Annotated in this window: 10 protein-coding genes and 1 pseudogene; 1 reads left to right on the forward strand and 10 read right to left on the reverse strand. The window is 63.9% G+C overall.

Features of this window, described 5'->3' with window-relative positions; genetic code table 11:
• Positions 1-114: type VI secretion system tube protein Hcp (locus VGH68_RS05300; protein WP_331602481.1), on the reverse strand; the 114-nt coding region annotated here is incomplete at its 3' end.
• A 640-nt stretch (positions 115-754) separates the two neighbouring features.
• Between VGH68_RS05300 and VGH68_RS05305 the strand changes: the two are divergent.
• Positions 755-1,699: pseudogene (locus VGH68_RS05305) on the forward strand (methyl-accepting chemotaxis protein); the annotation flags it as partial.
• A gap of 41 nt (positions 1,700-1,740) precedes the next feature.
• Here VGH68_RS05305 and VGH68_RS05310 read toward each other — a convergent pair.
• From VGH68_RS05310 to VGH68_RS05350, 9 genes are all read right to left on the reverse strand, one after another.
• A complete protein-coding gene (locus VGH68_RS05310; protein WP_331602471.1) occupies positions 1,741-2,898 on the reverse strand; it encodes a TraB/GumN family protein in 1,158 nt (385 codons plus the stop codon).
• The gene (locus VGH68_RS05315) at positions 2,891-3,910 is read right to left on the reverse strand and encodes a peptide ABC transporter ATP-binding protein (protein ID WP_331602472.1); all 1,020 of its coding nucleotides are present in this window, start codon (positions 3,908-3,910) and stop codon (positions 2,891-2,893) included. Before VGH68_RS05315 ends, VGH68_RS05310 begins: the two co-directional genes overlap by 8 nt.
• Positions 3,907-4,911: an ABC transporter ATP-binding protein gene (locus VGH68_RS05320; protein WP_331602473.1), complete on the reverse strand. Its 1,005-nt coding sequence runs from the start codon at positions 4,909-4,911 to the stop codon at positions 3,907-3,909. The genes VGH68_RS05315 and VGH68_RS05320 overlap by 4 nt, the downstream gene beginning before the upstream one ends.
• A 2-nt stretch (positions 4,912-4,913) precedes the next feature.
• Positions 4,914-5,831 carry an ABC transporter permease subunit gene (locus VGH68_RS05325; protein WP_331602474.1) on the reverse strand — a complete coding sequence of 306 codons (918 nt, stop codon included), beginning with the start codon at positions 5,829-5,831 and terminating at the stop codon, positions 4,914-4,916.
• A 90-nt stretch (positions 5,832-5,921) separates the two neighbouring features.
• A complete protein-coding gene (locus tag VGH68_RS05330) occupies positions 5,922-6,932 on the reverse strand; it encodes an ABC transporter permease subunit (protein ID WP_331602475.1) in 1,011 nt (336 codons plus the stop codon).
• A 153-nt stretch (positions 6,933-7,085) separates the two neighbouring features.
• On the reverse strand, positions 7,086-8,717 hold the full coding sequence (locus tag VGH68_RS05335) for an ABC transporter substrate-binding protein (RefSeq protein ID WP_331602476.1): 1,632 nt from the start codon (positions 8,715-8,717) through the stop codon (positions 7,086-7,088).
• A 202-nt stretch (positions 8,718-8,919) separates the two neighbouring features.
• Positions 8,920-10,578, reverse strand: coding sequence for an ABC transporter substrate-binding protein (locus VGH68_RS05340; protein ID WP_331602477.1), 1,659 nt, complete (start codon positions 10,576-10,578; stop codon positions 8,920-8,922).
• 357 nt (positions 10,579-10,935) lie between these two features.
• Complete coding sequence (gene metF, locus VGH68_RS05345) at positions 10,936-11,766, reverse strand: methylenetetrahydrofolate reductase [NAD(P)H] (protein ID WP_331602478.1); 831 nt, start codon at positions 11,764-11,766, stop codon at positions 10,936-10,938.
• 10 nt (positions 11,767-11,776) lie between these two features.
• On the reverse strand, positions 11,777-11,976 hold a 200-nt coding region (locus VGH68_RS05350; protein WP_331602479.1), incomplete at its 5' end, for a phage holin family protein.

Consider the following 11,976-nt stretch of genomic DNA (forward strand, 5'->3'; position numbering starts at 1 on the left):
CGATTGCTGCGAAATCTTCCAGCGCCATCCAATTACATCGATTTCATTGAGATGCGCCGCGTCCTGCGATTCACCGTCGATCCCGTCTATCTTGATAAAAATGTCCTGCGCCATCCTTGAATGTCTCCCTGTTAAATGAATGCCCGATAGGCCGGGCAAACCTAACAAGGCCGCAATACGAAACAAACCGGACAATTCCGAAAATTAAAGAACGCTCGACCTTTTAAACCGGCGGCAACAAAAAGCGCACGACGCCCTTCAGAAAGCCGTCGATCTGCCGTAGTCCGATGGTGGATCGCATGACGTCCAATATTTAGGACGCGGATCTCGCATACCCCAGGAAGGAGACGAAGTGCAGAAGTTCCATCTCACGATCAGGATCAAGCTGCTGCTGATATTCGGCAGTTGCGCCGCGCTGACCGTTGTCACCGGTCTCGCTGGCATCATCGGTTTGTCGCAGTTGAGTGCGAATGAAGCAGCGGCCCGCCCGCTGTTCATCACGCTGGCCGTCGTGGCCTGGATCAGCGCCGCAATCGCCGTCTACGGTGGTGTGCATCTGAATCGCATCGTGTGCGGCGGCCTGAACCGGCAGCGTAGGAAATTCGAGGAAATCGCCGAGACGCTCGACGTGTCGCGGCGCGCAGCGACTCCGCGCATGGATGAGTTCGGCCGAGCCGGCGTCGCGTTCGACGCGCTGATGCGCCGCATCGAAGAGAACATTCTCGTCGTGCGCTCATCGACCGATTCGGTCAGCACCGCGACGCGCGAAATCGCTGCCGGCAATCTCGTTCTGTCCGCGCGCACCGAGGAGCAGGCCGCATCGCTCGAGCAAACCGCGGCAAGCATGACGCAACTGACCGAAACGGTGAAGCAGAACGCCGACAACGCGCGCCAGGCGAACACGCTCGCCACCAGCGCCGCGAGCAAAGCCGCGACGGGCAACGACGCCGTGCAGGCGATGGCCGCGACGATCGGCCGGATCAGCGGCAGTTCGAGCAAGATTTCGGAGATCACCGGCGTGATCGAAGGCATCGCGTTTCAGACCAACATCCTCGCGCTGAACGCCGCGGTCGAAGCCGCGCGCGCCGGTGAGCAGGGCCGTGGCTTCGCGGTGGTCGCGAGCGAAGTACGCAGCCTCGCGCAGCGTTCGGCCGCCGCGGCGAAGGAAATCAAGGAACTGATCGGCTCGTCCGTCGCAATGATTCAGGACGGCTCGACGCAGGCCCTCGAAGTGAGCACTGTGATGGGACAGGTCACGACCGTGATCCGCCAGGTGTCGGACATCGTCGGCGAAATCGCGGCGGCTTCCGAAGAACAGAGGCGCGGCATCGAACAGGTCAATCAGGCCGTCAATCAGATGGACGAGGTCACGCAGCAAAACGCGGCGCTCGTCGAACAGGCGGCGGCCGCCGCGCAGTCGCTGGAAGAACAGGCGGGCAAGCTCACCGGTGTGGTGTCGACGTTCAAGGTGGGCAGCGTGGGATCGTCCGCGCCGCGTGCGGTCGCTGCGCCCGTGCCGAAAAAGCGTAACGCCGCCCTGCCCGCCAGGCGTACTGCGCTTGCCGGGCCCACGCCGCGCGAAGACGCGCAGCCGAAGCCGGGGTCGGCGTCAGCGCCGCCGGTGTCCACCAAAGCGCCAGCCACGAAGCCCGAACCGGCGCTCGCCACCACCGCCGACGCCGACTGGCAGACCTTCTAAGCGCGCCGCCGCAGCTTCAGCGCCAACGTCGACTTCAAGCCTCAACTCGGCTCGACCACGAAACCGTGCTGCCGCAGCAACTGCAGCACGCCTTTCGGCCCGCCCAGATGCAGCGCGCCGATCGCCACGAATAGCGGCTTGTTCGGCGCCGCGAGTTGCAGCATCCGCGTAACGAAGCGGCGGTTGCGCTCGTAGACGATGCGATTGTCGATCGACGCGGAGATGCGCTTGTCGCGCGCGAGCTTTTCCGACTTCGCGGCCTGCCATGCGGCGATCGCATCCGCATCGCCGACCCGCCACAGCCGATGCAGCGTGCGCACGTCCTCGACGTTCTGCGCGGGCGTCTGCACCAGATCCTGCGCCAGCATCTCGCGCTGTTGCGCGGCCGAGAGTCCGGTGAACGCGTGCATCTGCTGCGCGAGCGTTTCGAGCCCGACGATTTTGCCGCGCGTCTTCAGATAGACGTTCTGCAATTGCGCTTCGGTGCCGTACTCGGTTTGCAGACCGGCGGATAGCGAATCGTAGGTTTCGACCACCAGCGACGCGAGCCACGGCCGCATCTTCTTGATCGCGTCGAGCGCGGCCGGATTGCCGCGCAGCCGCAGCGCGAGCTTGTGCCACAGCGGCTCGGGCAACAGCCCGGGCAGGCAGTCGTGCCGGCACACGCCGTACTTCGACACGTCGTCCTGCGACACCAGCAATTCGTCGGGGGACAGTTCGAGTGCGAGCGTCGGCGACGCGGCGAGCGCGCCGAGAATCGGTGCGCGGAACGGCTGGCCTGCCGGATAGTCGACCGGGTCGCCGACATGCAGCGTGCCGAGCACGTAGATCGTGGTGTTGCCGCGAGTCGCGACATAGAACGGCATGCGCGCCGGCTGTTGACGCACCGGACCGCTGGCGGTGGTGCCCGGCGTCGCGGGGGGTGCAATCGATGCAGGCGGGGCCGCGCCGCGCGCCGCGTAGGCCGGCCTGGTCGACTGGGCGGCCGGATTCCCCACCGGCCGCGCCGCGTACGCACTGTCGACGCCCAGCACGCCCGCGCCGCCAGATAAGGACAAGGCACCACACAGCGCGCCATACGCGCCGCCAAGCGCGACCGCTCTCAGCACACGCGCTTTGCAGCGCCGCGCGAAGACAGCCACGCGGCCGCCGTCACGCAAGCGGCGCGCAAGACAACGCGCCGCCAAGCCATCAGGCATCCACGTCCCCCACCTCTTCGGCGCGGTGACACGAGACCTGGCGGCCATCCACTTCACGCAGTTTCGGCTCCTCGCTACGGCAACGATCGATCACGTACGGGCAGCGCTGATGGAACGTGCAGCCCGACGGCGGGTTCAGCGGCGACGGCATTTCGCCTTGCAGCTTGATCTTGATCGTGCGGTCCGCCTCGAAGATCGACGGCGTCGCCGACATCAGCGCGCGCGTGTACGGATGCCGCGGCTTCGAGAAGATGCGCTTCTTGTCACCGAGCTCCGCGACGCCGCCGAAGTACATCACCATCACGTCGTCGGCGATATGCACGACCACCGACAGGTTGTGCGAGATGAACACGTAGCTGGTCTTGAACTGATCCTGCAGGTCCATGAACAAGTTCAGGATCTGCGCCTGGATCGACACGTCGAGCGCGGACACCGGCTCGTCGGCAACGAGGATCTGCGGATCGAGGATCATCGCGCGCGCGATCGCGACGCGCTGGCGCTGGCCGCCGGAGAACATGTGCGGATAGCGCTTCGCATGCTCGGGGCGCAGGCCGACCGTGCGCATCATCTGCGCGATGCGTTCGGCGCGCTCGGTCCCGCTCATCTGCGTATTGATCGCGAGCGGCTCGCCGAGCGTCTGCTCGACGGTCTTGCGCGGATTGAGCGACGCAAACGGATTCTGGAACACCATCTGCACACGGCGCCGCAGCGCCGCGATCTTCTCGTGATTCGCGCCGGCCACGTCCTCACCGTCGATCAGCAGACGCCCGCTGCTGGGCGTTTCGATCATCGTCAGCTGACGCGCGAGCGTCGACTTGCCGCAGCCGGACTCGCCGACCACCGCGAGCGTCTTGCCGCGTTCGAGCGCGAACGACACGCCGTTGAGCGCCTTCACCGTGCCCTGCGCGAACATCCCGCGCTTGACCGTGTAGTAGCGCGCGAGCTTGTCGGCAACCAGCACGTGATCACCCGCGCGATTCGACTGGCGCGGCGTTTCGGGTACTGCATTCATCGCGCGCCTCCTTGCGTGTGAACGTTGGCGTCCTTGTCGACATTCAACGGTTTGATGCAGCGCACGCGCGTGACATCCGCGTGACCCGGCAGCGGTGCGAGCGCCGGCCGCCCCTTGTTGCAGTCGTCGACCATGTACTTGCAGCGCGGCGCGAACAGGCAGCCGCGGGGCCGGTCGTCGCGGCCCGGCACCATGCCCGGCAACGCCGCGAGCCGCACCGCGCCCACGTTGTGCTCGGGAATCGCGGCAAGCAGCGCTTCCGTGTACGGATGATGAGGTGCGGCGAAGATGTCCGGCACGCGGTTGGTTTCGATCACCTCGCCAGCGTACATGACCGCGACGCGCTGCGCGACTTCGGAGACCACCGCCAGATCGTGCGAAATCAGCACGAGCGCCATCCCGCGTTCCTTCTGCAGGCGCATCAGCAGTTCCATGATTTGCGCCTGGATCGTCACGTCGAGCGCGGTGGTCGGCTCGTCGGCGATCAGCAGCTTCGGGTTGCAGGCGATCGCCATCGCGATCATCACGCGCTGGTTCATTCCGCCCGACATCTGATGCGGAAACGCGCCGATGCGGTTCTTCGCGTCCGGAATGCCGACCTGGTCGAGCAGTTCGAGCGCGCGTCTGTCGAGCGCGCTGCCGCGCAGGCCTTCGTGCAGCTTCAGCACTTCCTTGATCTGATAGCCGACCGTGTAGCTCGGATTCAGGCTCGTCAGCGCGTCCTGAAACACCATCGCGATGTCCTTGCCGATGATCCGGCGGCGTTCTTTCGCGGACGCTTTCAAGAGGCTCTTGCCGTCGAACGTGATTTCGTCGGCGCTGACTTTGCCCGGCGCATCGATCAGGCCCATCAGCGCCATCATCGTCACGCTCTTGCCGGAGCCCGATTCGCCGACCACGCCGAGCACTTCGCCCGGCGCGATATCGAGGTCGATGCGGTCCACCGCGGGCAGGCCGCCGAAGCTGACCGCCAGGTTACGGATGGTCAGGAGATTGCTCATGGTTATGCCATCCGTTTCAGTTTGGGATCCAGCGCGTCGCGCAGCCCGTCGCCGAGCAGGTTGATCGAGAGCACCGAGATCAGGATGGACAGGCCAGGCATCGTGACGATCCACCATGCGCTGTCGATGTAATCGCGCGCCGACGCCAGCATCGCGCCCCACTCGGCGGACGGCGGTTGCACACCGAGGCCGAGAAAGCCGAGCGCGGCGGCATCGAGAATCGCCGACGAAAAGCCCAAGGTTGCCTGCACGATCAACGGCGCGGTGCAATTGGGCAGTACTTGCGAGAACATCAAGCGCAAGGTGCCCGCGCCCGCGACGCGCGAAGCCGTCACGTACTCCTTCTGCAATTCGCCTTGCGCGGACGCGCGTGTCAGACGCACATAGCCCGGCAGCGCGACGATCGCGATCGCGAGCATCGTGTTGACGAGACCGGGGCCGATGATCGCGACCACCGCTACCGCGAGCAGCAGCGAAGGCAACGCGAGCAGCACGTCCATGATGCGCATGATCGGCGTGTCGGCCCATTTCTCGAAGAACGCGGCGACGAGCCCGAGCACGACGCCCGGAATCAGCGCTAGCACGACCGACACGAAGCCGATCCAGAACGACAGCCGCGCGCCGTACATCAGACGCGAAAGGATGTCGCGGCCCGCTTCGTCGGTGCCGAGAATGAACTTCCAGTTGCCGCCGTCGAGCCACGCGGGCGGAATCTTCACGGAATCGCGGTACTGCTCGATCGGGCTGTGCGGCGCGATCAACGGCGCGAAGATCGCGATAAACACGAGCACCAGCACGACGATACCGGCGCCGACCGCGCCGCGGTTGCGCGAGAAGTTGGCCCAGAACTCGCGAGCCGCGAGCGCGCGGCCGCCCGGTGGAGTGACTGATTGGGGGACGGTGTTTTGAATGTCTGCCATGTTGGTCTCATGCCTCCCGCAAAGCCGCACCGAGGCAGGCATGCGCCGCCTCGGGACGCAGCGAACATAAGTAAGTGTGGGGGTTCATGGTCACCTCGTATGGCGAATGCGGGGGTTGAGCACGCCGTACAGCAGATCGACGACGAGGTTCACGACGATCACCAGCGTGGCGATCAGCAGGACGCCGCCCTGCACGACCGGATAGTCGCGCCGGCCGATCGCGTCGATCAGCCACTTGCCGATGCCCGGCCACGAAAACAGCGTTTCGGTCAGCACCGCGCCTGCAAGCAACGTGCCGACTTGCAGGCCGATCACGGTGACCACCGGGATCAGCGCATTGCGCAACGCATGCACGACGATCACGCGCCCTGGCGACAAGCCCTTCGCGCGCGCGGTACGGATATAGTCCTCGCGCAGTACTTCGAGCATCGACGAGCGGGTCATGCGCGCGACCACCGCGAGGGGAATCGTACCGAGCACGATCGCCGGCAGAATCAGATGGCTCAGCGCGGATTTGAACGCGCCTTCGTCGGTCGACATCAGCGAGTCGATCAGCATGAAGCCGGTCACGTGCGGAATGTCGTATTCGACCGCGATGCGGCCCGACACCGGGGTCCAGCCTAGCTTGACCGAGAACACCATGATGAGGATCAAGCCCCACCAGAAGATCGGCATCGAGTAACCGGTCAGCGCGCTGCCCATTACGCCGTGATCGACGACCGTGCCGCGCCTGAGCGCAGCGAACACGCCCGCGGGCAGGCCGACGATCAGCGCGAACAGCATCGCGCAGATCGACAGTTCGACGGTGGCGGGAAAGCGTGCGAGGAATTCGCCCATCACGCTGGTGTTGGTGATGATCGAGGTGCCGAGATCACCATGCAGCGCGCGGCCGATGTAGTGGACATACTGCATCGGCAGCGGCTCGTCGAGCCCGAGGCGGTGCATCGCGGCGGCATGCATCGCCGGATCGACGCCGCGCTCGCCCATCATCACTTCGATGGGGTCGCCCGGAATCAGGTGAATCAGCGCGAACGCGAGGATCGTGATGCCGATGAACGTCGGTATCACCATGCCGATGCGGCGCGAAACGAAGCGGAACATGGCTCGCTCCCATGGTACTGGTGATGAAAAAACGCAACCGGCGACGAGGGCTCGTGACCCCGGTCGCCGGACCATTTCGAGCAGTTTTCTAACCGTGCGAAAAGTGTACTGTGTTGTCGTACTGTATTGCGGCGTACTGTGCGAACTTTACGATTACTTGACGCTCACGCCGTCGAAGCGCACATAGCCGAGCGGTTCGATGCGCATGTCGACCACTTTCTTGCTGACCGGCTGATAGACCGTCGAGTGGGCGATCGGCGAGAACGGCAGTTGCTGCGCGAAGATCTGCTGCGCGTCGCCGTAGATCTTCGTGCGCGCGGCGACGTCGGTGGTCGTGCGGCCCTTCTGGATCAGATCGTCGAACGGCTTGTAGCACCACTTCGAGAAGTTGTTGCCGTTGATCGCCTCGCAGCCGAGCAGCGTGCCGAGCCAGTTGTCCGGATCGCCGTTGTCGCCGGTCCAGCCGATCAGCATCGAGTCGTCTTCGCCCGCGTGCGCGCGCTTGATGTACTCGCCCCACTCATACGTGACGATCTTCGCCTTCACGCCGATCTTGGCCCAGTCCGCCTGGATCATTTCCGCCATCAGACGGGCGTTCGGGTTGTATGCGCGCTGAACCGGCATCGCCCACAGCGTGATGTCGAAGCCGTTCGCAAAGCCGGCCTTCGCGAGCAGGTCTTTCGCCTTCGCCGCATCGTACGGCGCGGCCTTCAGGCCCTTGAAGAACGACCATTGGGTCGGCGGCATCGGGTTCGTCGCCAGTTGGCCCGCGCCCTGGTACACCGACTCGATGATCGCCTTCTTGTTGATCGCCATGTCGAGCGCCTGACGTACTTCGACGTTGTCGAGCGGCTTGTGTGTCACGTTGTACGCGAGGTAGCCGAGATTGAAGCCCGGCTGCGACGGCATGTCGATATTCGGCTCCGCCTTCAGCGGCGCGATATCGGCCGGGCGCGGATAGGTCATCACCTGGCATTCGTCGCGCTTGATCTTCTGTACGCGCACGCCGGCATCCGGGGTGATCGAGAAGATCAACTTCGAGATTTTCACTGTGTTCGGCTTCCAGTAATCCGGATTGCCATCGAAGCGGATCGTCGCGTCCTTCGTGTAGCTACGGAAGATAAACGGACCGGTGCCGACCGGGTACTGGTTGATGTCGGCGGCCTTGCCGGCCTTCATCAACTGATCGGCGTATTCGGCCGACAGGATCGACGCGTATTCCATCGCCAGATTCTGGATGAACGGCGCGTTGACTTCTTTCAGCGTGAATTTGACCGTGTACGGGTCGACTTTCTCGACGCTGGTGATCAGCTTGTCGAGGCCCATGTCGGTGAAGTACGGGAACTGCACCGGGTACGCCTTGCGAAACGGCTGGTTCGGATCCAGCATGCGCTGGAACGTGAAGACGACATCGTCCGCGTTGAATTCGCGGCTCGGCTTGAAGAACGACGTGGTCTGGAATTTCACGCCATGACGCAGATGGAACGTGTAGGTCTTGCCGTCGGGCGACACATCCCATTTTTCCGCGAGGCCGGGCTCCACTTTCGTGCCGCCGCGTTTGAATTCGACGAGGCGGTTATAGACGGTGAACGTGTTGGCCGTGAAGTCGACGCCCGTCGTGTATTGGGCGGGATCGAAACCCGCCGGGCTGCCTTCTGAGCAGTAAACGAGGGTCTTGTTCGGAATCCCTTGCGCATGAGCGCCGGTTGCGCCGATCAGGGATGCCGCTGCGGCAGCGACGAGCGTGGTCCCACGCGCGACGCGCAACAGTTTGTTTTGCTTCATGTTTCCTCCAGGTTCAAGGCCGGCTTGCGCCAGCGTAGCCGGATATTACTTGAGCTTGGCTCACAGCACCAAGCGGAGGAAATTCCCGCGCTCGACTGTCGGAAACGTTTTGGCGAGCGTCGCACCGCCCGCCGGCGCGGCCCGCACGGGCGGTTCGCGTCGACGCGCAGCGCAAGCGCTGCGAAAGAAGCGCGGCCCGCGCTTATTTGAGTCCAACTCCCATGAATTGCGTCGGGCCGAACGGATCGATCTTGAAGCCCACCACGTTCTTGCTGATCGGCTGATAGACGGTCGAGTGAGCTATCGGCGTGAACGGCACCTGGTCCTTGAAGATCTCCTGCGCCTGCGTGTAGTCCTTCGTGCGATCGGCCATGTTCGTGGTACTGCGGCCTTGCTTGATCAGGTCGTCGTAAGGTTTGTAGCACCACTTTGAAAAGTTGCTGCCGTTGACCGCGTCGCAGCCGAGCAACACGCCGAGCCAGTTATCCGGGTCGCCGTAATCGCCGGTCCAGCCAATCAGCATCGCTTCATGCTCGCCCGCATGCGCGCGGCGGATGTACTCGCCCCACTCGTAGGTGCCGATCTTCACCTTGACGCCGATCTTCGCCCAGTCGGATTGCAGCATTTCCGCCATCAGGCGCGCGTTCGGGTTGTACGGCCGCTGCACCGGCATCGCCCACAGCGTCAGGTCGAAGCCGTCCGGGTAGCCCGCCTGCTTGAGCAGCGCTTTGGCCTTGTCGAGGTCGTACGGCGCATCTTTGAGATTCTTGTCGTAGCCCCATTGCGTCGGCGGCATCGGATTGGTCGCCGCCTGACCCGCGCCCTGGTAGACCGCCTCGATGATCGCCTTCTTGTTCACCGACATATCGAGCGCGCGGCGCACCAGCACGTTGTCGAGCGGCTTTTTGGTCGTGTTGTACGCGATATAGCCGAGGTTGAAGCCCACTTCGCTCGGCATCGCGAGCGACGCATCGGCCTTCACGGTGGGAATGTCGGCGGGTCGCGGATACGCCATCACCTGGCACTCGCCGCGCTTGAGCTTTTGCAGCCGCACCGCCGGATCGACGGTGATCGAGAAGATCAGCTTGCCGACCTTCACGATGCCAGGCTTCCAGTAATCGGGATTGCCATCGAAGCGGATCGTATCGTCCTTCGTGTAGCTGCGGAAAATGAACGGGCCGGTGCCGACCGGGTACTGGTTGATATCGGATGCCTTGCCCGCTTTGAGCAACTGGTCCGTATATTCAGCGGACAGGATCGACGCGAACGGCATGGCGATCTGCTGCAGGAACGGCGCGTCGACTTCCTTCAGCGTGAAGCGCACCGTGTACGGATCGACCTTCTCGATCTTCGCGATGTTCTTCGCGAGACCCAGGTCGCTGAAATACGGGAAGTTGACCGGATATGCCTTGCGGAACGCGTTGTCGGGATCGAGCATGCGCTCGTAGGTGAACACGACGTCGTCCGCGTTGAATTCGCGGGTCGGCTTGAAGAACGACGTGGTCTGGAATTTGACACCGTGGCGCAGGTGGAACGTATAGGTGAGACCGTCCGGCGACACGTCCCATTTCTCGGCGAGGCCCGGTTCGATGTCGGTACTGCCGTGCGCAAATTCGACCAGCCGGTTATAGACGGTGTACGAGCCGGCGGTGAATTCGACGCTGGTCGTGTATTGCGCGGTGTCGAAGCCGGCCGGACTGCCCTCGGAGCAGAACACGAGCGTCTTGTCCGGCAGCGTGGCCGCCTGCGACGCGGCAGGCGCGAGGCCGCTCGCGGCCACCGTGAACGCGGCGAGAGCGGGAAGGCAGAACTGGTGAAGCGAGAGCAGTCGTTGTGCCGCAGTCTTTGTTGTCACTGTCATATCGTCCTCCGCACAGCAGCCGGGTTAGCTGCGCTTCGATCATAGACAGCACAAAAATGAGCTTCAACAGGGACTTACCACGCCGCCGGCTGGATTGCGTGCGCAATCGCTTGTCGTACGGGGCTTTGGGGGAGATAGACGCTCGCGAAGAGCGCGCGATTCTGGTAATTCCCTGACTGACGGGCGCGACGCGTTGGCGGGAAAACGCGGACGCCGGCTTGGAGAGGCCGAGCGGCCAGTGCAGCCGCGCGGGGGTTGGGGTGGCTTGGCACATCGTAGAGGCGATGCTTGCCCGCCGCGCCTGGCGGCGGGCGCCGCGCGGCAGTGCCAGTGCCAGTGCCAGCGCGCCCGTCGTCGTTAGACGCCGAGACGTTCGCAGACCGCCTTCGTCGCGGTGGCCGCGTTCAGCGTATAGAAGTGCAGCCCCGGCACTTTCGCGTCGACCAGCCGCCGGCACAGGTCCGTCACCACATCGAGCCCGAACTCGCGGATCGACTCGCGGTCGTCGCCGAAGCTCTCGAGCCGGCGCGCAACCCAGCGCGGCACTTCGGCGCCGCACATCTCGGAGAAACGCATCAGTTGCGAGAAGTTCGTGATCGGCATGATGCCCGGCACGATCGGCACGTCGACGCCGAGCTGGCGCGCGTCGTCGACGAAACGGAAATACGCGTCAGCGTTGAAGAAGTACTGGGTGATCGCCGAATTTGCGCCGGCCTTCACCTTGCGCGCGAAATTCTCGAGATCGTGACGCGGCGAGCGCGCCTGCGGATGGTATTCCGGGTAGCCAGCCACCTCGATCCAGAACCAGTCGCCGAACTCGGCGCGAATAAAGCTGACGAGCTCGGACGCGTAGCGCAACTCGCCGACCGCGCCCATCCCGGACGGCAGATCGCCGCGCAACGCGACGATGTGGCGGATGCCATGCGCGCGGTATTCGTCGAGGATCGCACGCAGGCTTTCCTTCGACGAACCGACGCAGGACAGATGCGGCGCCGCTTCGAGCCCGTCCTTCGCGATAGCGACGACGGTATCGAGCGTGCCTTGTTGCGTCGAGCCGCCGGCCCCGAACGTGACGGACACGAACTTGGGTTTGAGCGACAGCAGTTGAGCGCGCGTCGCGCGCAGCTTGTCGACGCCTTCCTGCGTTTTCGGCGGGAAGAATTCGAATGAAAGTTCGATCGGATTCATATCAGAGAGGTCAACCTATGCTGCGGTTGCCGAAAATAAGTGCCGACAGCAGCCACGACACGATGCTGTACAGGATCGAGCCGAAGAACGCCGACCAGAAGCCCGACACCTCGAAGCCCTTCAACAGCGACGCGCACAACCAGAAGCACAGCGCATTGACGACCAGAATGAACAGCCCGAGCGTAAGAATCGTGACGGGCAGCGTGAGCA

The sequence above is a fragment of the Paraburkholderia sp. genome (assembly GCF_036488505.1).
Classification (GTDB): domain Bacteria; phylum Pseudomonadota; class Gammaproteobacteria; order Burkholderiales; family Burkholderiaceae; genus Paraburkholderia.